General features: G+C 64.8%; 17 protein-coding genes, 1 tRNA gene and 1 riboswitch. Of the genes, 8 read left to right on the forward strand and 10 right to left on the reverse strand.

Annotated features, from left to right (window positions below):
* Positions 1–10 precede the first annotated feature (10 nt).
* Entirely contained in the window at positions 11–688 is a 678-nt protein-coding gene (locus tag IVA82_RS26805) for an LON peptidase substrate-binding domain-containing protein (protein ID WP_148743892.1), read from the reverse strand.
* Positions 689–724: 36 nt separating this feature from the next.
* Positions 725–1,648 carry a thioredoxin gene (gene trxA, locus IVA82_RS26810; RefSeq protein ID WP_247381002.1) on the reverse strand — a complete coding sequence of 308 codons (924 nt, stop codon included), beginning with the start codon at positions 1,646–1,648 and terminating at the stop codon, positions 725–727.
* Positions 1,649–1,924: 276 nt separating this feature from the next.
* On the opposite strand from trxA, the gene IVA82_RS26815 reads away from it, so the two are divergent.
* The 4 genes from IVA82_RS26815 (at position 1,925) to IVA82_RS26830 (ending at position 5,520) form a co-directional block, all read left to right on the forward strand.
* Positions 1,925–1,999 (forward strand) — tRNA-Gly (locus IVA82_RS26815).
* Between the two features lie 76 nt (positions 2,000–2,075).
* Positions 2,076–3,062: an NAD(P)-dependent oxidoreductase gene (locus IVA82_RS26820; RefSeq protein ID WP_247381000.1), complete on the forward strand. Its 987-nt coding sequence runs from the start codon at positions 2,076–2,078 to the stop codon at positions 3,060–3,062.
* Between the two features lie 381 nt (positions 3,063–3,443).
* Positions 3,444–4,736: a PQQ-dependent sugar dehydrogenase gene (locus IVA82_RS26825; protein ID WP_247380998.1), complete on the forward strand. Its 1,293-nt coding sequence runs from the start codon at positions 3,444–3,446 to the stop codon at positions 4,734–4,736.
* A gap of 190 nt (positions 4,737–4,926) precedes the next feature.
* Positions 4,927–5,520 (forward strand): c-type cytochrome, encoded by a 594-nt coding sequence (locus IVA82_RS26830; protein ID WP_247380996.1) that lies wholly within the window; start codon positions 4,927–4,929, stop codon positions 5,518–5,520.
* Between the two features lie 83 nt (positions 5,521–5,603).
* On the opposite strand, the gene panE is transcribed toward IVA82_RS26830, so the two are convergent.
* The 4 genes from panE to IVA82_RS26850 all read right to left on the reverse strand — a co-directional run bounded on the left by panE (position 5,604) and on the right by IVA82_RS26850 (position 9,452).
* Positions 5,604–6,527 carry a 2-dehydropantoate 2-reductase gene (gene panE, locus IVA82_RS26835; protein ID WP_247380993.1) on the reverse strand — a complete coding sequence of 308 codons (924 nt, stop codon included), beginning with the start codon at positions 6,525–6,527 and terminating at the stop codon, positions 5,604–5,606.
* A gap of 186 nt (positions 6,528–6,713) precedes the next feature.
* Positions 6,714–7,322 carry a 2-hydroxychromene-2-carboxylate isomerase gene (locus tag IVA82_RS26840; protein ID WP_247380991.1) on the reverse strand — a complete coding sequence of 203 codons (609 nt, stop codon included), beginning with the start codon at positions 7,320–7,322 and terminating at the stop codon, positions 6,714–6,716.
* 95 nt (positions 7,323–7,417) lie between these two features.
* On the reverse strand, positions 7,418–8,767 hold the full coding sequence (locus IVA82_RS26845; RefSeq protein ID WP_247380989.1) for an MATE family efflux transporter: 1,350 nt from the start codon (positions 8,765–8,767) through the stop codon (positions 7,418–7,420).
* A gap of 88 nt (positions 8,768–8,855) precedes the next feature.
* Positions 8,856–9,452, reverse strand: a complete 597-nt coding sequence (locus IVA82_RS26850; RefSeq protein WP_247380985.1) for a DUF2239 family protein — start codon at positions 9,450–9,452, stop codon at positions 8,856–8,858.
* 140 nt (positions 9,453–9,592) lie between these two features.
* On the opposite strand from IVA82_RS26850, the gene IVA82_RS26855 reads away from it, so the two are divergent.
* Positions 9,593–10,258, forward strand: coding sequence for a glutathione S-transferase (locus IVA82_RS26855; protein WP_247380982.1), 666 nt, complete (start codon positions 9,593–9,595; stop codon positions 10,256–10,258).
* Between the two features lie 49 nt (positions 10,259–10,307).
* On the opposite strand, the gene ggt is transcribed toward IVA82_RS26855, so the two are convergent.
* Entirely contained in the window at positions 10,308–12,059 is a 1,752-nt protein-coding gene (ggt, locus tag IVA82_RS26860) for a gamma-glutamyltransferase (RefSeq protein WP_247380979.1), read from the reverse strand.
* Between the two features lie 100 nt (positions 12,060–12,159).
* On the opposite strand from ggt, the gene IVA82_RS26865 reads away from it, so the two are divergent.
* A complete protein-coding gene (locus tag IVA82_RS26865) occupies positions 12,160–13,548 on the forward strand; it encodes an MFS transporter (protein WP_247380965.1) in 1,389 nt (462 codons plus the stop codon).
* Positions 13,549–13,664: 116 nt separating this feature from the next.
* On the opposite strand, the gene purH is transcribed toward IVA82_RS26865, so the two are convergent.
* The 3 genes from purH to IVA82_RS26880 all read right to left on the reverse strand — a co-directional run bounded on the left by purH (position 13,665) and on the right by IVA82_RS26880 (position 18,642).
* Entirely contained in the window at positions 13,665–15,257 is a 1,593-nt protein-coding gene (gene purH / locus IVA82_RS26870; RefSeq protein WP_247493635.1) for a bifunctional phosphoribosylaminoimidazolecarboxamide formyltransferase/IMP cyclohydrolase, read from the reverse strand.
* 23 nt (positions 15,258–15,280) lie between these two features.
* Positions 15,281–15,362: riboswitch (ZMP/ZTP riboswitch) on the reverse strand.
* Positions 15,363–15,420: 58 nt separating this feature from the next.
* Positions 15,421–17,139 (reverse strand): heparinase II/III family protein, encoded by a 1,719-nt coding sequence (locus IVA82_RS26875; RefSeq protein ID WP_247381042.1) that lies wholly within the window; start codon positions 17,137–17,139, stop codon positions 15,421–15,423.
* A gap of 156 nt (positions 17,140–17,295) precedes the next feature.
* A complete protein-coding gene (locus IVA82_RS26880; RefSeq protein WP_247380961.1) occupies positions 17,296–18,642 on the reverse strand; it encodes a transcription antitermination factor NusB in 1,347 nt (448 codons plus the stop codon).
* A gap of 188 nt (positions 18,643–18,830) precedes the next feature.
* Between IVA82_RS26880 and IVA82_RS26885 the strand changes: the two genes are divergently transcribed.
* Positions 18,831–19,028: a DUF1674 domain-containing protein gene (locus tag IVA82_RS26885; protein ID WP_247380960.1), complete on the forward strand. Its 198-nt coding sequence runs from the start codon at positions 18,831–18,833 to the stop codon at positions 19,026–19,028.
* 57 nt (positions 19,029–19,085) lie between these two features.
* Positions 19,086–19,679: a thermonuclease family protein gene (locus IVA82_RS26890; RefSeq protein ID WP_247380957.1), complete on the forward strand. Its 594-nt coding sequence runs from the start codon at positions 19,086–19,088 to the stop codon at positions 19,677–19,679.
* Positions 19,680–19,684: the final 5 nt, after the last annotated feature.

A 19,684-nucleotide genomic window follows, 5' to 3' on the forward strand; every position in this document is an offset into this window, starting at 1 on the left:
GTTCGGGCCGTCACTGCAACGGTGGATCGCCTGAGGTGCGCTTCTTGGCGAGATCCATCTCGGTCACTGCGATCAGAATCTCGGCGCGGGTCTTCAAATCGGGCGCCTCCAGCATGGCCTGCTTCTCGGCCGGACCGTAGGGCGACATCATTGCCAGCGCGTTGACGAGCGCCTCGTTGGGCGCGCTCTCGACGCCTTCCCAGTCGACCTTGAGGTTGTTGGCCTTCAAGAAATCCGTCAGCGCCACCAGCAGCGCCTCGCGGTTGACCTCGTCCTCACCCAGGCGCGCGGTAAAATCATCGGCGAAGGCGAAGAAGTCCACCTTGCATTGCCGGTAGGCGGTCAGAACCTCGAGCTCCTCGACTATCCTGAACCGCGCGACGCCGGTGAGCTCGAGGATGTAGCGGCCGTCACCGGATTCGGCGAGCTGAGTGATGCGGCCGACACAGCCGACGCGAAACAGCGCCGGCTTGTCGGAATTCTTCGGCGAATGCGCGATGTCCGGCTGGATCATGCCGATCAGGCGATGGCCGTCGCGCAAGGAATCGTCGACCATCGCAAGATAGCGCGGCTCGAAGATGTTGAGCGGCATCTGGCCGCGCGGCAGCAGCAGCGCGCCCGGCAGCGGAAACACCGGAATGATCTCCGGAAGGTCGGCGGGCCCGCGATATTCGATGTTGATCGGCATCTGCCCGGTCCCTCGCTGGACTTGCCAGCTTGCGCCTTACGAAAACAGGATCGTCGACAAGCGCTTGCGTCCCTCGATGGTCGCGTCATCGGCGCCGCCCCAGGCCTCGAAGAACTGCACGAGCTGCTTGCGGGCGCCGTCGTCGTTCCATTTGCGGTCGCGCTTGATGATCGCGAGCAACTGCTCGGTCGCCGCCGCCCGGTTACCCTGCGCGTTGAGCGCGGTCGCAAGATCGAATCGCGCCTGATGATCGAGCGGGTTTGCGGCGACTTTCTGTTCCAGCTCGACCACCGGGCCCAGCGATTCGGCCTGCTCGGCGAGGTCGATCGCGGCCTGCACCGCCTTCACCGCGGCATCGTTACGTTTGGACTCCGGCACCATGCCGAGCGTCTGCTTGGCCTGCTCGATCGCGCCCGAGACGACGTAGCACTTGGCAAGCCCGGCGAGCGCGGCGATGTTGGTCGAATCGTGCGAGAGCACCTCGGCATAGATCTGCGCCGCGGCTTCCGCATCGCCCTCGGCGAGCACGGCCTCGGCATCTTGCAGGATTTCGGCGACATTCAGCTCGCCCGGCGCGGTCACGCCCTTGGTCAGCTTTTCGATGAAGGCGTTGACCTGGCTCTCCGGCACCGCGCCCATGAAGCCGTCGGCCGGCTGGCCGTTAACGAAGGCGATCACGGCCGGGATCGACTGAATGCCCATCTGGCCCGGAATCGCCGGATGCTGGTCGATGTTCATCTTGACCAGCTTGACCTTGCCCTTCGCCGCGCGGACCGCATTCTCCAGCACGGGGGTGAGCTGCTTGCAGGGGCCGCACCATTCGGCCCAGAAGTCGAGCAGAACCGGCTGGCGCTTCGATTCCTCGATCACGTCCTTCACGAAGGTCTGGGTGGTGGTGTCCTTGATCAGGTCGGCCGAAGCCGGGCCCGCCGCTCCGTTACCCTGGTCGATGATCGTCACGGGATCCCCTCGTCTGATGTCTGGAATGGCGGCTCTTTAGCACGCCGCCGATCCATATGCTTCGCTGTTGGCCCCTAAAATTGGGCCGGGGCGGCCGAATTTCAATCCATGCCGGCCGATTCGGAGGTTCCGGCGCATTTTCGGCCGGTTTGGCCGGAATCGGGGTCCATATGGGGCTCCGAATGCGCATCTATGCCGCGGGTAGCTGTTGCATTCGCCGTCCGCTTTTGGCATACGACAGCCGTTGCCGGGCGCGTCATGCGGTCGACACAGGATGCGGGTGTAGCTCAGTGGTAGAGCACGACCTTGCCAAGGTCGGGGTCGAGGGTTCGAGCCCCTTCGCCCGCTCCAATTTTTCCCAAAGCAACCAGCCTGACAGGTGCGGATCGTGGTTTTCCACGCCGCTCGTGGCTGTATTGGGTCTGCAATGAAGATTCTAGTCACCGGCAGCGCTGGACATCTTGGGGAGGCCATTCTCCGGACGCTCCGGGGGTGCGGCTCGCCCGCGCATGGGGTTGATTTACAGACATCGCCCTTCACCGATGCCGTCGGCTCGATCGTCGATCCCGACTTCGTGCGGCGGCAGATGGACGGTGTCACCGCGATCATCCACACCGCGACGCTGCACAAGCCGCATGTGGGGACACACACCAAACAGCAATTCGTCGACACCAACGTCACCGGCACCCTCAACCTGCTCGAGGCAGCCGTGGCCGCCGGGGTGCGCAGCTTTGTCTTCACCAGCACAACCAGCGCATTCGGCTCGCAGCTGCGGCCGGAGGCGGGACAGGCTGCGGTGTGGGTCACCGAGGAGCTGCCGCCGGTGCCTAAAAACATTTACGGCACGACCAAGCTGATGGCGGAGAATCTGTGCGAGTTGTTCTTTCGCGAGCGCGGCCTGCCCGTCGTTATTCTGCGAACATCGCGCTTCTTCCCGGAAGACGACGACGATCCGGCGATGCGGTCTGTCTACGTGCTGGAGAATGCGCAGGCCAATGAGCTGCTGTATCGCCGGCTGGATATCGCGGACGCGGTGAGCGCGCATCTTGCCGCCGTCGAGCGCGCGCCGGCGATCGGCTTCGCCCGTTACATCGTCTCCGCCACCAGCCCGTTCGAGCCGCGCCATCTCGCGGCGCTTGCCCGCGATGCCACCGGTGTCGTGCGCGAGCTCTATCCGGATTGCGCAGAGCTCTATGCGGCGCGCGGCTGGCGGCTCTTCCCGCAGATCGATCGCGTCTACGTCAACGATCGCGCGCGGCGCGAATTGGGCTGGCGCCCCGAATTCGATTTTGCCCATGTCCTGAGCAGCCTTCGCACCGAACAGGATTTTCGCAGCGCGCTGGGGCGCGCGGTCGGCTCAAAGGGATATCATGAGACGACATTCGACGACGGACCTTACCCCGTCGCCTCGTGATCGCCGCTTTTGCCGTTTCGCTCGATGCGTCAAATGTATGCCTGGTGTCACCGGGCACAGCTCGGTCTGAGCCTTTCTGCTGTGCATGGGGTTGTTTTCGCGACTTTTGTTTGGCGCGGCGCCGGTGCTGCCTGCAAATCAGCCGCGCGGCGTGCTGATTCCGCGTTGCGGCGAGATCGTCGTCATCGCGCGTTCGCCTCGAGCGAAAATCCGGCTCAATTCATATTGAGCGCAACCGCAGTGCGCGCGACGCGCTTCTCAGCGGTTGCGGATGTGGTAACCTTTCTGCGTCTGCCCTCTCGACAGACGCCAAACCTCGCCTTTCGATGAATAAAACAAAATAACGTGCAGCCCAGATGGCTGCCTTAGGGGAGTGACGCGATGACGTTCCATCGATCCGTCTTTCAATCCGTCTTTCAATCCGTCCTGGCGCTTGCAGCGGTTGCCCTTCTTGCGGGGACAAGCGTCGGTCATGCGCAGCAGCAGGACAAGAACAAGCCGCTGAAGAAATACGAATCCGGCACCAAGGAGTTCTGGACACATCCGCCGGATGACTGGTTCCTCGGCGACGAGACCGAGGCGCAGAAGGGCCTGGCGCCGCCGTCGGGGCCGCCCACCGGCGCATCGGAGGCCGAGCTCGCCGCGATGATGAAGAAGATCAAGCTGCCGGCCGGCTTCAAGATCGAAGTCTACGCGCCCGGCGTTCTCGCCGCGCGGCAGATGGCCTGGGGTGACAAGGGCACGCTGTTCGTCGGCTCATTCGGCCTCGGCAACGTCTATGCGATCACGGACAACAACGGCAAGAAAGAGGTCAAGACCATCCTCAAGGGGCTGAACATGCCCACTGGTCTGGCCTTCAAGGACGGCGCGCTCTACGTCATCGCGGTCGACAAGCTGATCCGCTACGACAATGCGGAAGCCAATCTGGACAAGCTCGGCGAGGGCAAGGTCGTCTATGACGACATGCCGTCCTATGCCGCGCATGGCTGGAAATACATCGCCGTCGACAAGGAAGGCTGGTTCTACATTCCGTTCGGACCGCCCTTCAACATCGGCATTCCCCCGACCAGCGTGTCGCAGATCCGGCGCGTCGATCCCAAGACCGGCAACGCTGAAATCTGGGCGCTCGGGGTGCGCAACTCGGTCGGCGGTGACGTCGATCCGCGCACCGGCAAGCTCTGGTTCACCGAGAACGCGCGTGATTGGGTCAGCGACGATCTGCCTAGCGACAAGCTGAACATGATCAGCAAGATTGGTGAGCACTTCGGCTATCCCTATTGTCACCAGGGCGACCTGCCGGATCCGAAATTCGCGATGGGTCACAAGTGCTCCGAGTTCACGCCTCCCGTGCTGAACCTCGGCGCCCATGTCGCTCCGCTCGGCATGAAGTTCTATACCGGCGATCAATTTCCGCCTGAGTACAAGAACAACATCCTGATCGCCGAGCACGGCTCGTGGAATCGTCACAAGTATCAGGGCGCACGCATCATGCGGGTGATCGTCGGTCCCGACGGCAAGAACGCCAAGCAGGAGGTGTTCGCCTCCGGCTGGCTCGAGGGCGACCAGGGCTATCTCGGCCGTCCCGACGACATCATCCTCGCCAAGGACGGCTCGATCCTCGTTGCCGACGACTGGGCCGGCGCGATCTACCGCATCAGCTACAGCAAGAAGTAACGTTCGAAGATACGGGGCTGCGGTGGCCGAGAGGTGCCGCAGCCTCTCTCATCTCGATCTCGCAAAGCTGTCGTTTCCGGATTGCGCGCCGCTTGCGCGCAAGTCCGGAACCCAAAGCCACGATTGCGGATTATGGATTTCGGGCCCGTGCCCTGCACGTCCCGGAATAATAAGCTGGGACTCATCAATCATGCGCCGGCAGTTTCTCTCGCACGCAATCAGCGTGGTTGCGTTCCTCACGCTCGGCTCTCTCGCGGCAAGCGCCGCTGACGTCGCCGCCGGCAAAGCCAAAGCCGAAATCTGCGCCGGTTGCCACGGCGACAACGGCATCTCGCAGATGGAGAACATCCCCTCGCTCGCCGGCCAGCCCGATCAATACCTGCAATGGCAGCTGGTGTTCTTCCGCGCCGGCTCACGCAAGAACGAGCAGATGCAGCCGATCGTGGAACAGATCAACAACGAGGACATCCGCAATCTCGGCGCCTATTTCGCCTCGTTGATGCCGCCGAAGAGTCCGGATGACAACGATCCCGATCTGTCGAAGAAGGGTGCGCAAGCCGCCGCCGGCCGCCGCTGCGCTTCATGCCACACCGACAGCTATGCCGGCATCAAGGCGGTGGCGCGCCTCGCCGGCCAGCGCGAGGAATATCTCGTCAAAGCGCTGCACGACTACAAGACAAGCCAACGTGTCGGCGGCGCCGGCGCCGCTATGGCCGAAATCGCCTACTCCCTCAGCGAAGAAGAGATCACCGCGCTGGCGCACTATCTGGCGCATCTGCAGTAGCAAAGGCCGCAAGCGGCAAACACCGCTGTCGTCCCGGATCTGCGCTTTCGCTTGTCCGGGACGACAGCGGAGTGCGAAGCTACCTACCCCGCCCGCTGCTTCTCATACGCCTTCAGATGCGTGTACGCGATGCGCAGCTTCGGCACCGGTACCTTCGCAGCGTCGCCGCGCGCGATGAGATCGCCGATGACGTGATCGGCCTCGACCGGAAGGCCTGCCTGGACGTCGCGGAACATCGACGCCGTCATCGGTGAGCCCTCGGTGGTGAGCAGGCCTTTGACACGCTCGAAGAACGGGCCACCCGGCGGATAACCCGACGCCGCGGCGATCGCGCTGGTCTCGTCTAACATGCCGAGCAGGAAATCCCTGCCGCCGGGCGCGGCCAGGATGTTGCCGACCGAGGTGCGCATCAGGCTGGTCGATGCGGCGAGTGAAGCGAGGAAGACCCACTTCTCCCACATGTCCTGCATGATGTTCCGGCTGGCTGCGGCGCCATTGATGCCGCTCTTGAAGGCCTCGTCGATCGCCTTGACCCGGTCCGACAGCTTGCCGTCGCGCTCGCCGTAATTGATCGATTGCATTGGCTGGAGCTGCACCACCTCGCGCTTCTCGTTCAGCGTCGCGGCGATGGCGCAAAGCCCGCCGAGCACGCGTTCGGCGCCGAACTTCTGGTCGAGCGTGTCGAGATGCTTCATGCCGTTGAGCATCGGGATGATCGCCGTGTTCGGGCCGACCGCCGCCGCAAATGATTTGATGGCGTCGTCGAGGTCGAACGCCTTGCAGCTCAAGAGCACGACGTCGAACTTGTCCTTGAGCTTATCCGCCTCGACCCGCGGCGGATCCTTTAGCGTCACGTCGCCGTTCGGGCTCTTGATGACGAGGCCGGCGCTCGCAAGCTCGGCGGCGCGTCTTGGCCGGACCAGAAAGGTGACGTCGCGGCCGGCCTGCAAAAGCCTGCCACCAAAATAGCCGCCGATGGCGCCGGCGCCGACCACGAGGATACGCATGGGATCTTCCTTGTTGTTGCTTCTTTACCGTCGTCCTGGCGAAAGCCAGGACCCATTACCCCGACTGCTCGCTATCGGACAAGTTGGAGCTCCAGCTCGTGACATCAATAACCTTCGGTGGCTATGGGTCCTGGCTTTCGCCAGGACGACGCTGGGAAATAGCTCGCTTTATGAGGCCGGCGGCAATCACTTTCCCGACACCATTTCCTCGACCTCGCGCAGCTGCTCCTTGCCGAAGAACATCTCGTTGCCGACGAAGAAGGTCGGCGAGCCGAACGCACCGCGGGCCACCGCCTCCTCGGTATTCTTGATCAGCTTTGCTTTCACCTCGGGCTCCTGGGCGCGGGCGAACAACTTTTGGGCATCGAGGCCGGAGGAGGCGAGCGCCGTCGCTGCGACTTCCGGATCGTCCATCTTTTTCGGCTCGCGCCACATGTGATGGAAGGCGGCGTCGACATATTTTTCGAACACGCCCTCGAGCTGCGCCGCAATCGCCGCGCGCATCAGGTTCAGCGTGTTGACGGGGAAGAACGGATTAAAGACATAGGGCTGGACGTGAAACCGCTTGATAAAGCGCTCGGTCTCGACCGCCTGGAACTCGCGCTTGTTCTTGACGCCGGCCAGCGTCTCGGCCGGCGACTTGTTGTTGGTCGCCTTGAAGATGCCGCCGAGCAGGATCGGCACATATTCGAATTTGACGCCGATCCGCTGCTCGATCGCCGGGACCGCCAGATGGCTGAGATAGGCGTTCGGGCTGCCGAAATCGAACAGGAATTGCGGGGCTGTGCGGGTCAAATTCGTCCTCCCTGACGTCGCTTTCCTGCCATTGTGGCGCAGGGCGCAGCACGGGTCCACCGTTTAATGATGGTCATAATACCTTCGTGGCCCGGTCAGATCAGGCGCCGGACCGCGCGCTTGCGCCACACCAGGAGGTAATAGCCCATCTGCAAAATGAACATGGCGCAGAACACGATCGGATAGGCGGCCCATACGCCCTGGATACCGACGGCCCGGCTCAGGATCATCGCGGATGGCAGCTCGATCGCGACGATGGCGAAAATCGAAAGCAGCATCGGCGTCAAGGCGGCGCCCGCGGCGCGCATCGCCCCCGAGAACACCGTGGCCATGCCGAACGGCACCGAGCTCCACAGGGCGATGAGAAGTAATTCCCTGGCGAGATCGAGCACGGCGCCATCGGTGATGAAGATGCCAAGCACAGCGCGCGGCGCGAGATAGATCGACGCGACCAGGCCACCGGTCAGGATCAGGTTGAACGCGAGGCCGGCTCGCACGATGCGCTCAAGCCCGGTCCGGTCGCCGCCGCCGATGGCCTGGGCGCCGAGGATCGAGACTGCGATCGAAATCGATATCGCCGTGAATTGCGTGTAGCCCATCACCTGGTTGACCGCGCCATAGGCGGCCGTGGCGTCGGAGCCAAAGCCGTTGACGAGGCCGAGCAGCACCAGCTCGGCGATCGCCATCACCACCATGCCGATCGCGCTCGGCAACCCGATGCCGAGGATTTTGCCGAGTACGGCGCCGTTGAGCCTGAGATGGCGCAGCAGCGTGGCGTCCGGCGCAAGCGCGTGCTTCTTTCGCAGCAGATAGGCGGCCAGCGCGATCAGCGTCAGGACGTTGGCAATTGCCGATGCCCAGGCCGGGCTGGTGATGCCGGCCGCCGGCAATCCGGCCGTGCCGCGGATCAGGGCCGGTGTGAGGATCAGGCCGATTGCGGTCGACATTGCCAGCGCCAACAACGGCGTGAGTGCATCGCCGACGCCGCGAATCATCGCCGTCATCAGCAGGAAGACGAAGCCGAGCGGCATCGTGAGCAACATGATGCGGGCATAGGCGCTGGCTTGCTCGAGAATGTCCGCGGGCGTGGCCAGCGCCATCATCAATTGGCGGCTGAAAACACCGCCGATCAGCGCGATCGAAATGGCGAGCAGCAGGCCGACCGCGAGCGTCGTGCCCGCGACGATCTTGATTCGCTCGTGCGCGCCGGCGCCAAATGCCTGGCCGATCAGCACGGTCGCGCCGGTGCTCAGGCCCATGACGAAGGCGAACAGAAAGAAAAACACCGGGAAGAACGTCGAGACCGCCGCCAGCGCATCCACGCCGATCATCTGGCCGAGATAGACATTGCTGACCGTGCCGAACAGGGATTGCAGTGCGTTGCTCAGCATCAGCGGCGCGAGAAAGCGGAGGAATGTTTTCCAGAGCGGCTTGGCATCGGACATAGATCATTACCTTTCAACAGGTCGCACGAAGCCGCTGCCGCGCAACGCGCGGCTCGGCCGTCGATGGGATTGATGGAAAGCGGTGCGCCTAGGCGCGGTCGCTGTAGGCGAGCTTGACGATGTGGTCGCGGATGTCGGCGGGCCAGTCGGCAATCAGTCCGCTGAAGCGGCGCTGGTCGTCCGCGAACAGCGCGCGCGAGGCTTCCTCGAACTGCGGCAGGTTGCCCGCCATGGTCGACATGAAGTGGTAGGCCGCATCGCGCGCCTGCCGCGCGCGGTCCTTGTCGCCGCTGGCGCGCCGCGCCTCGTCGACGAGCTTTCGCAGCGCGACCGACGCGCCGCCGGGCTGGGCGCCGAGCCACTCCCAGTGGCGCGGCAATAGCGTCACCTCGCGGGCGACCACGCCGAGCTTCGGCCGCCCCCGGCCGCGCGGCTCGCTCGGTGGTGTGGTCTCTTCAATTGCGAGCGGGACAAGCTTCGCCAGCCGCGCCAGCACCTCGCGATCCCCGCCGCGCAGATCGAAGTCGATCGACCGGCCGGTGCCGTCCTCAAAGATAATGATGGGCTCGTCCGGCCGTGGTGCCATCCGCTTGACGACCAGCGCGACCTCTCCTGCCGGTCCGGACGCCAGGCGGCGCTGTCCTTGGAAGGCGGTGAAAGTCCTTTGCATCGAAATCATTGCCATATTGATGAACGTTGGCCAATAATATCCGGGTAAATTATCAAGGTCAATATACCCGGGTGAAATTATTCGTCCGGATGGCTCGACATTGCCCGCCCGGGCTGGCACGAACGCACGGCCGATCGATCAAGCTGGGGACCGCGATGCTGACCGTTCATCACCTCAACAATTCACGCTCACAGCGGGTGCTTTGGCTGCTCGAGGAGCTAGGGGTGCCCTACGAGATCGTGCGCTATCAGCGCCAGCCCGACATGCGTGCGCCGAAGGAGCTGCGCGCCATCCACCCGCTCGGCAAATCGCCCGTCATCACCGACAACGGCAACACTATCGCCGAGTCCGGCGCGATCATCGAATATCTCATCGCGACCTACGGCAATGGTCGGCTGATCCCGCCGCCGAACACGCCCGAGCGGCTGCGCTTCACCTACTGGCTGCACTATGCCGAAGGCTCGGCGATGCAGCCGCTGCTGCTGAAGTTGTTGTTCACGCTGATGCCGAAGCGGGCGCCGGCCTTGCTGCGGCCCCTGGTGCGCAAGGTCTCGAACCAGGCATTGACCGCGCTGGTCAATCCGCAGATCAAGCAGCACATGGATTATTGGGAAGGCGAACTCGGAAAAACCGAGTGGTTCGCCGGCAACGAGTTCACCGCGGCCGATATCCAGATGAGCTTCCCGCTCGAGGCCGCCCAGGCACGCGGCGGGCTCGAGCAAGGACATCCCAGGGCGATGGCGTTCCTCGAACGCATCCATGCGCGGCCGGCGTACAGCCGCGCGCTGGAAAAGGGCGGGCCGTACCAAGTGGGGCGGTAGTTAACTCTTCCGCTGGTCCGCGTGCAGCACGCGGCTCGTCGGGGCAGAGTTACTGTCCCGCTGCTTCCGCACCCCGCGTACGCGGATCGGGCGCGCCGAGCGGCCCATCAGCGGTCACGAGAATCGAATTGGCGGAAGTCTGTCCCATCGGCTCGACGATGATATGGTCCATCGCCTTCAGCTCGAACAGGACATCGTCGGGAAAGCCGCGCTCGATACGCACCTCGTCCGGCAGCCATTGGTGATGCAGCCGCGGCGCGGCAACGGCGGCGGCCACGTCCATCCTGTAGTCGAGCACATTGACGATCACCTGGAGCACGGTGGAGATGATGCGGCTGCCGCCGGGCGAGCCCGTCACCAGAACCGGCTTACCGTCCTTCAGCACGATGGTCGGCGACATCGAGGACAGCGGCCGCTTGCCGGGCCCTGGCAGATTGGGTTCGAAGCCGACGAGACCATAGGCATTGGAGGCGCCAACCGCCGCGGTGAAATCGTCGAGCTCGTTGTTGAGCAGCACGCCGGTGCCCTCGGCGACGAGGCCGACGCCATAGCTGAAATTGAGCGTATAGGTGTTGCTGACGGCGTTGCCGCTGCTGTCGACGACGGAGAAATGCGTGGTGTTGCTGCCTTCGCGCGGCGATGCTCCGGCGGAGACGAGTTTGATCGACGGCGTGGCGCGGCTGGTAGAAATGGTCGCGCGCAGCCTGGCCGCGTAGTCCTTCGCAATCAGGGTATCGATCGGCGCGTTGACGAAGGCGGGATCGCCGAGATAGCGCGCGCGGTCGGCATAGGCGCGCTTCATGGCTTCGATGAGGAGGTGCAGCGACGCCGGCGACCCCTGTTTCAGCTCCGCGAGCTGAAAGCCTTCGAGGATATTGAGGGTCTCTGCCAGCACCACGCCGCCGGACGAGGGCAGCGGCATCGAGACGATGTCATAGCCGCGATAGGTGCCGCGCACGGGTGCGCGGATCACCGCCTGATAGGCTTTCAGATCAGCTGATGTCATGATGCCGCCGGCGTCGGAGACGGCCTTGGCGAGCTTGTCTGCGACCGGCCCCTCATAGAAGCCGCGCGATCCCTGCGCCGCAATGGCCGATAGCGTTTCGGCAAGATCGCCCTGCACCGGCCGGTCGCCTTCGCGAAGCGGCGTGCCATCGGGCCGCGAGAAGATTTTGGCCGAGGAAGGCCAGCGCGCGAGCCGCCGGTGCCAGGCCGGCAACGTATCGGCGATATCGTCGCCGAGAACGAATCCGTCGCGGGCGAGCGCGATCGCGGGCTCCAGCAACTGCGCCAGCGTGAACTGGCCCGAGCCGTATCTCTCCAGCGCCAGCGCGAGTCCCGCGACGCTGCCGGGCACGCCGATGCCGAGCGCAGAATCGCGCGACTTCGTGGCATCGGGCTTGCCGTCAGGTCCGAGGAAGATTTGCGTCGTCGTTGCCGCCGGCGCGGTCTCGCGGTAGTCGATCGCGATGTCCTCGTTGCGCGCGGCCGAATGGATCACCATGAAGCCGCCGCCGCCGATATTGCCGGCGCGCGGATAGGTCACGGCCATCGCAAAGCCGGTCGCGACCGCGGCATCGACCGCATTGCCGCCGCGTCGCAGGATATCGGCGCCCACTTGCGCAGATATCTTCTCCTGCGCGACCACCATGCCGTGCTCGGCGGCAACCGCGCGCACCGTGTCGAGCGCCGGTGGAACATAGGCCCGCCGTGCGTCCTGCGCGGTGGCTGGCGCCAGACCAAGCGCCACAGCAGCAATGAATGCGAAAAACGTCCGCCGTGTCGAGAATGACGACATCATCAAACTTCCGCAAAGGCTTCCGGCTAATTCACACGCGTCGCTATAATGCTATACGGTTTGCGCCAACAGAGGCAAAACTGTTCGTGATGGGAATTGAATGATGACGACGATCGCCTCGGATGCGCGCCTGGCCGGCACGGAGCTAATCTATCCGCCGCGCGCCGCCGTCATCAGCTGGATCTTCTTTGATTGGGCTGCGCAGCCCTATTTCACGCTGATCACGACTTTCGTATTCGCGCCCTATTTCGCGACCAGCATCGCGCCAGATCCCGCCACGGGACAATCGTTGTGGGGATTTGCCGCCGCCGCGGCCGGCATGGTCATCGCGCTGCTGTCACCGGTGCTTGGCGCCATTGCCGACGCGTCGGGCCGGCGCAAGCCGTGGATCGCGACATTCGGCGCGATCCTGGTGCTCGGAGCCAGTTCGATGTGGATCGGCAAGCCCGGCGACCCCGGCATCATTCCGCCGCTGCTCACCGCCTTTGCGCTCGCCAGCGTCGGTGCGGAGTTCGCGACCGTCTTCAACAACGCGATGATGCCGACCCTGGTGCCGCCGGAGCGGATCGGGCGGCTTTCGGGCACCGGCTGGGCGACCGGCTATATCGGCGGCATCATCAGCTTGATCATCGTGCTCGGCTTTCTCGCCGCCAATCCCGAGACCGGGCGTACGCTGCTTGGATTCACACCGTTGTTCGGGCTCGATCCCGCGAGCCACCAGGGCGACCGCATCACCGGACCGTTGACGGGATTGTGGTTCATCATTTTCGTGACGCCGATGTTCCTGTTCACGCCGGACTACCCGGCCAAACGCCCGGTGCGCGAAGCACTGCGCCAGGGCCTGTCCGACTTGAAGCGATCGCTCGGTGAATTACCGAAGCAGAAATCGCTCGCGGCGTTTCTCCTCGCCAACATGATCTACACCGACGGGCTGGTGTCGCTGTTCGCTTTCGGCGGCATCTATGCCGCCGGCACTTTTGGCTGGCACACGATCCAGATCGGCACCTTCGGCATCATGCTGGCGGCCGCGGGCACCTTTGGTGCATGGCTTGGCGGCAAGCTCGACGATCTGCTTGGGCCGAAGCGCGTGATCATGGGCAGCATGCTGATCCTGCTGCTGTCGCTCGCGGCGATCCTGCTGGTCGACAAGGATTCGATTTTCTTCATCAAGGTCGCTCCTCCCGTACCGGGCGGCGCGCTGTTCGCCGGCGCGGCAGAACGCGCCTACCTCGTGCTGGGCTGCCTGATCGGCGCCGCCGGCGGCCCGCTCCAGGCAGCCTCGCGCACGCTGCTGATCCGCCTCGCGCCGAAAGATCGCATCGCGCAATATTTCGGCTTGTTCGCGCTGACCGGAAAGGTGACGTCCTTCATCGGCCCCCTGCTGATCGGTGCGATCACGGCCATCACCGCGAGTCAGAAGGCCGGCATGGCCGTGCTGGTGGTGTTCTTCGTCGCGGGGCTGGGGTTGTTGATGCGGGTAAGGGAGTCCTAACTCCTGCCGTCGTCCCGTAGCCCGGATGGAGCACAGCGCAATCCGGGGCCTGTTGCTGCAGAGACGCTGACCCGGATTTCGCTTCCGCTCCATCCGGGCTACGCTCGCGGTGAGGCTTAATGCCGGAAGTGCCGCGTGCCCGTGAACACCATGGCGATGCCGTGCTCGTCGGCGGCCTTGATCACCTCGTCGTCGCGCATCGAGCCACCGGGCTGCACCACCGCGGTGGCGCCGGCCTCGATGCAGGCGAGCATGCCGTCGGCGAACGGGAAGAACGCATCCGACGCCACGACCGAGCCCTTGGTGAGCGGTTCGGCGAGCTTCAGCTCATTGGCCGCATCCTGCGCCTTGCGCGCCGCGATCCGGGCTGAATCCACCCGGCTCATCTGGCCTGCGCCGATGCCGACGGTGGCGAGATCCTTGGCGTAGATGATAGTATTGGACTTGACGTGCTTGGCCACACGGAACGCGAATTTGAGGTCGCGCATCTCCGCGTCCGTCGGCGCACGCTTGGTCACGATTTTGAAAGTCATGTCATCGACCACGGCGTTGTCGCGGCTCTGCACGAGCAGACCGCCCGCAACCGTCTTGGCGGTCAGGCCCGGCGCGCGCGGATCGGGCAGGCTGCCTGCGAGCAGCAGGCGCAAATTCTTGCGCGCGCCGATGATGGCGATGGCTTCCTCGCTGGCATCGGGCGCGATGATCACCTCGGTGAAGATTTTCGTGATCTCGCGCGCGGTGTCGGCATCGAGCGCGCGGTTCATCGCGATGATGCCGCCGAAGGCGGAGGTGGAGTCGCAGGCCAGCGCCTTGCGGTAGGCGCTGACGAGGTCCGAGCCTTCCGCGACGCCGCAGGGATTGGCGTGCTTGACGATGACGCAGGCCGCGGTGCGCTTGGCGTCGAACTCGCCGATGCACTCATAGGCCGCGTCGGTGTCGTTGATGTTGTTGTAGGAAAGCTCCTTGCCCTGCAACTGACGCGCGGTCGAGACACCCGGGCGCTGGTCGGGCGTCGCATAGAACGCCGCGGTCTGGTGCGGGTTCTCGCCGTAGCGCAACGACTGGATCAGCTTGCCGCCGAAGGCGCGGAAGTCGGGCGCATCGATCTCAAGCTGACGCGCGAACCAGTTCGAGATCGCGGCATCATAGGCCCCCGTGCGCGCGTAAGCCTTGGCGGCAAGCCGCCGGCGCAGGCCGAGTGTGGTCGCGCCCTTGTTGGCGGCAAGCTCGTCGAGCACGGCCTGATAATCCTGCGCCTCGACCACGACGGCGACGTCGTCATGGTTCTTCGCGGCGGCGCGGATCATCGCGGGGCCGCCGATGTCGATGTTCTCGATGCATTCCTCGAAGCCGGCGCCTTTGTCGACGGTCGCCTCGAACGGGTAGAGGTTGACGACGAGCAGATCGATCGGCGCGATGTCGTGCGTCTTCATCGCCTGCGTATGCTCGGCATTGTCGCGGATCGCGAGCAGGCCGCCATGCACCTTCGGATGCAGCGTCTTGACGCGGCCGTCCATCATTTCAGGGAAGCCGGTCAGCTCGGAGACGTCCTTCACCTTGAGGCCGGCCGCGGCGATCGCCTTGGCGGTGCCGCCGGTCGAAACCAGCTCGACGCCACGGGCGGCAAGCGCCTTTGCGAATTCGATCAGGCCGGTTTTGTCGGAAACGGAGAGAAGAGCGCGGGTGACGCGGCGGGGATGGTCAGTCATGAGCAAGATCCTGTCTTAAGGAGTGTCTATGCCCAGGCGCGCGGCTTCTATGTCCCGCGCTTCCCGATGGTGCTCCATCCAAGGTCGCCAGTCGCGCGAGCGAGCGCTCGATAGCAGCTTTCGGCGCTGTTCTCAACGGCTAGATATGGCGATCCGCACCGGTTTACAGCGGAAGTTCCGGCTCGCGCCGCGCGTTGCGGCGGGCATTGGTGATCGCGGGCGAAGCGGTGGAGCGGACAAAGCTCCAGCGGATCGAGGGCGCCTGCCGGGCGTCCTGGCGGATCACGATCTGCGCGGTGCGGCGCGGCCCGTCATTGCCGGCCAGGAACACGCTGTCCTCGAGGTCGACCTTGTCGTCGAGCGCCTCGAAGGTCCAGACGTCGCGGTTGGGCAGCACCAGCATGACGCCGCGGGCATCCGACAGCCGGCTCGCCTTCACCGCCGGATGCAAATGAAAGCGCACGGCAAAATCGGCGTCGCCGCCCTTGAAACGTCTACCTTGCGGCGGCGACAGCGTGTCCTCGCCGTCGATCCGCGCACCGTCATTGGCGATCATCAGCACGCGGCGATGGATCGCACCGAACTTGGCCATGTAGCCGTCATGCGAGGCCGTGAGCAGCGTACCGTTCTGCACGATCTCGCGATAGCTTTCGACCTCGACGGGCCCGCTGATGACAGGCGCGCCGCGCAGCAGCCGTTTCATTGCCGACATTTCGACGAACTGGCAGGACGAGGTTTCGTGATAGGTCAGCGTCGAATGCGCGGGCGTGCCGCGTGCGAACGGCCGCCAATTGTCGCGGCCCGTCGTCGGCATGCCGCAATTGGTGACGATGCGGCTGATGCCGGAGGACAATTCGAACGACAGGCAGCCGGCATGAGCGTCGTGGCTCACGCCTGCCGGCGGCGGCGGGCCGGTATCGATGATCAGCGTGGTCTGCCCGGCGTCGAGGCGCTGGAAGCCGGTATGCGGCATGTTCGCCATCGGTGCGCCGTGGGTATCGTCGTAGGCGAGCAGCGTGGCGAGCAGGTCCGAAGGCGTCGCGCTCATGCCGTTGAACAGCGCGAAATTGCCGTCGCCGTGCCGGAAGAAGCGCAGCATCGGCATCATGCGGTCGACCGCGTTGAGAAGCGCCGGCGGCGGCGCGATGTTGCGCGCGGCAAAGGTCTGCCGCAGCGGCAACAGATCGATCAGGAGTTCGATCAGAGCGCCCGGGTTGCGCGAGATGTGGCCGCCGTCGGGTAGGATCTGCCGCTGCAGCTCGTCCGAGAGTTTTTTCGAGGCGCTGCGGATGTGCTTCGCCTGGTTGGCAAGGCAGAGCGCCGTGTAGCACAGCGCGATCAGCACCTGGAGTTTCGGCACCCCGTCCGCAATATTGAGCATGGTGTAGCGAAGGAAGCGGATCTCGCGCGCCAGCGCCCGCAGATAGCGGCGGTAGAATTTGTTGTCGGTCTCGTTGAGCACCAGCGGCGCTTGCGACAACAGCGAAATCACGCGCCGCGCCAGCACGTCGGCGCGCCGCGCGACGGGGCGGCGCTTGTTGGCGGGGTTACTGATCCAGTCCTCGACCAGCGAACGCGCATTCGCCCGCGTCAGCGCGGTGTCGGCGGCGCGCAAATGGCGCAGCCAGCCGAAGCCGAGCAGCGCGACCTCCCAGTCCTCCGACGGCGGCTCGAGATCGAAGATCGAGCGGCCGTGGCAGTTGACGATCTTGCCGGCGAAGACGAAGCGGCCGGCATAGATCTCGGCGGCGCGGGTCGCGTCCGCGGTGCGCAAGTCGTGCGGCGCGATGATCAGCCGGTCGGTACGGCCGGGCCATACCCGCGACAGTGCCACGGAGCCGCCGCTCGCGCGCGCGAGCATGTTCCGCGCGAAGCGGTTCATCACCAGCGTCGAGATACGTCTGCGTTGAGCGACCGACACGCCTTGCCTTGTAGGGGGAGAGGATTCCGACGAATCCTTTTAATCCCAAAATCCGGCGCCTGACACCACCTTGAAAGGCCGCGAATCAGCGTCGCGACCGTAAAAACCGGTGCAAAATCAGGATTTAACTAGCCGCGCGGCGTAAAACCCGTCGAGCCCGCCGAGCTTTGGATCGGCGTTCGGCAGATGGCTGGGCAGGGTGCGCAGGTCGCCGTCGGCAGTGATGATCTCGCCGAGGCCGAAGACCTCGGACGCTTCGATCGGCACGCGCCGAAGCGCAGGTTCTGCGGCGAGCAGCGTGGCTATGGCCTGCTCGCCCTCCTCCGGTTCCAGCGAACAGGTGCAATAGACCAGCGTGCCGCCCGGCTTGAGCAGCGAAACGGATTTTCGCAGCAGCCGCTGCTGGAGCACGGTCAGCGCGGCGATGTCGGATTCCTGCCGGAGCCATGCCACGTCGGGGTGACGGCGAATCGTGCCGGTCGACGTGCAGGGCGCATCGATCAGGATACCGTCAAAACCGTCCGTCGGGCCGGCCCATTCCGCGGCGTCGGCGACGACAGTCTCGGCCTGGAGCGACAAGCGCGCCAGGTTTTCGCGCAGCCGCGCCACCCGGGCTGGCGAGCGGTCGATCGCGGTGACACGCGCGCCGGCTTGCGCCAGTTGCGCGGTCTTTCCGCCGGGCGCGGCGCAGAGATCGGCGATGGATTTGCCGGCGATGTCGCCGAACAGCCGGGCCGGCAGCGCGGCGGCGGCATCCTGCACCCACCATTGCCCTTCGGCGAAGCCGGGCAGCATGGTCACCGCGCCGTGCAGCACCGTGCGCACCGATCCGGTCGGCAGCACCTCGCCATGCAGCCGGCTCGCCCATTGCGCGGCGTCCGACTTCACGGTGAGATCGAGCGAAGGCTCGTGGCCGAGCGCGAGCGCCATGTCCCTTGCGACCGTCTCGCCGTAATGCGCGCTCCAGCGCGCGAGCAGCCAGGGCGGCAGGTCCAGCGACTGCGCGGCAACCTCCTCCACCAGCGCCTTGCCCTCGCGCGCGCAGCGGCGCAGCACGGCGTTGACAAGGCCGGCATAACGCGCGGCGCGGCGGTCGGATTGCACGAGGCGAACGGAAAGGTCGACGGCGGCGTGATCGGGCACGTCCATCCAGAGAATCTGGGCGGCGCCGATCAGAAGCGCGCTCTGCGCGCGCGGTGCCTCGGATGGAATGCCCTTATCGAGCAGCCGCGAGAGCACGTGGCCGAGCGTGCCGAGCCGGCGCAGGATGGTCGCGACCAGGCGTCGCATCAGGGCGCGGTCGCGGTCGGCGAGCGTCTTCAGTCCGGGATGGGCGCCGGCGCCATCGAGCTGATCGTCGAGCGTGCGGCGCTTGTGCAGCACGCCGTCGACGATGTCGGCAGCGATCCGCCGCGCTGCCAGACCAGGCACTTCGGATGGAGGGGCGAAACGTTGAGATGGCATGCGGGCTTAAGGTTCTTAGCGAGCGGCAGTTCCGCCGAAGGGGCGCATGCCTTAACCAACAGAACTGTGGCACGCGAATATGCCAAATGTAAGAATGAGCTCTCGCGTTTACAGCCCCGCATGACCATTTTCTGCAATGCCTTATTGGACGTCGCGCGCGTTGCGGTCTTGCGCTAGGAACCCAGATCATGAGTGACCAGCCCTCCGCTCCACATCGCAAGCCGCTGTCGCCGGCCGCCCAGCGCGCGCTGGCTGAAGCCGAAGCGCGCCGGCACGCCGCTGCGGCCCAGGCCGACATGGCGCCGAAGGAGTTGCATGGGCCAAAGGGACCCGAGCCCACCCGTTACGGCGATTGGGAGCGCAAAGGCATCGCCTCGGACTTTTGAAGCTCTGGTTCGAGGACTCTCTTGCCGGCCCGGCCGACTCAGCCCTAGCGTTCGCGGATGTCGCGCTTCGACCCCAGCCATCCATTTCGGCATTCGTACAGCGGCTCGCCTTTTCGCCGCCGGTTCTCAGGGCTGTTGCCGTGGATGTTCATTGTGGGCATCGTGGTGGCCATTGTGCTCACCTTCCGTCACGGGACCAACTGGCCAGTTCCGCATGGGGCCGACGGCCGGCCGCATGATGCCGAGATCATCCTCCAGCAGGCAGGTAGTCCCGACATTCGCCAGACGGTCGACGTCATCCGCACTTTCGACGGCGACACCTTCCTCGCGCGCGTGCATCAACGCGACGGCCGCGAGCTCGTCGCGCGTGTTCGCCTGCGCGGCATCGATGCACCGGAGATGAAAGCCTCCTGCCAGGAAGAACTCGACAAGGCTGAAGCCGCCGCCGCCGCGCTCCGCGATCTGCTCGGCGAGGGCGGCGTCACGATCTCCAATCTCGGACCCGACAAATACGGACGCGTTCTTGCCGATGTCGCGACCAAACGCACTGCCAGTGTCTCGGCTGTGTTGCTCGCAGGTGGCTATGCGCGCAGCTACAATGGCGGTCATCGCGACGGCTGGTGCGCGCGGGGTTGGCGCTTCTGGCAATAAAAGAG

The sequence above is a fragment of the Bradyrhizobium sp. 142 genome (assembly GCF_023074015.1).
Classification (GTDB): Bacteria; Pseudomonadota; Alphaproteobacteria; order Rhizobiales; family Xanthobacteraceae; genus Bradyrhizobium.

What these genes read in the sequence shown, in the direction of transcription:
- IVA82_RS26850 (WP_247380985.1), bottom strand. Translation starts at nt 9,452, where the DNA reads ATGGCAATGATTTCGATGCAAAGGACTTTCACCGCCTTCCAAGGACAG.
- IVA82_RS26855 (WP_247380982.1), top strand. Translation starts at nt 9,593, where the DNA reads ATGCTGACCGTTCATCACCTCAACAATTCACGCTCACAGCGGGTGCTT.
- IVA82_RS26830 (WP_247380996.1), top strand. Translation starts at nt 4,927, where the DNA reads ATGCGCCGGCAGTTTCTCTCGCACGCAATCAGCGTGGTTGCGTTCCTC.
- purH (WP_247493635.1), bottom strand. Translation starts at nt 15,257, where the DNA reads ATGACTGACCATCCCCGCCGCGTCACCCGCGCTCTTCTCTCCGTTTCC.
- IVA82_RS26885 (WP_247380960.1), top strand. Translation starts at nt 18,831, where the DNA reads ATGAGTGACCAGCCCTCCGCTCCACATCGCAAGCCGCTGTCGCCGGCC.
- IVA82_RS26845 (WP_247380989.1), bottom strand. Translation starts at nt 8,767, where the DNA reads ATGTCCGATGCCAAGCCGCTCTGGAAAACATTCCTCCGCTTTCTCGCG.
- IVA82_RS26875 (WP_247381042.1), bottom strand. Translation starts at nt 17,139, where the DNA reads ATGAACCGCTTCGCGCGGAACATGCTCGCGCGCGCGAGCGGCGGCTCC.
- IVA82_RS26890 (WP_247380957.1), top strand. Translation starts at nt 19,086, where the DNA reads ATGTCGCGCTTCGACCCCAGCCATCCATTTCGGCATTCGTACAGCGGC.
- IVA82_RS26865 (WP_247380965.1), top strand. Translation starts at nt 12,160, where the DNA reads ATGACGACGATCGCCTCGGATGCGCGCCTGGCCGGCACGGAGCTAATC.
- IVA82_RS26805 (WP_148743892.1), bottom strand. Translation starts at nt 688, where the DNA reads ATGCCGATCAACATCGAATATCGCGGGCCCGCCGACCTTCCGGAGATC.
- IVA82_RS26820 (WP_247381000.1), top strand. Translation starts at nt 2,076, where the DNA reads ATGAAGATTCTAGTCACCGGCAGCGCTGGACATCTTGGGGAGGCCATT.
- IVA82_RS26825 (WP_247380998.1), top strand. Translation starts at nt 3,444, where the DNA reads ATGACGTTCCATCGATCCGTCTTTCAATCCGTCTTTCAATCCGTCCTG.
- IVA82_RS26880 (WP_247380961.1), bottom strand. Translation starts at nt 18,642, where the DNA reads ATGCCATCTCAACGTTTCGCCCCTCCATCCGAAGTGCCTGGTCTGGCA.
- panE (WP_247380993.1), bottom strand. Translation starts at nt 6,527, where the DNA reads ATGCGTATCCTCGTGGTCGGCGCCGGCGCCATCGGCGGCTATTTTGGT.
- ggt (WP_247380979.1), bottom strand. Translation starts at nt 12,059, where the DNA reads ATGATGTCGTCATTCTCGACACGGCGGACGTTTTTCGCATTCATTGCT.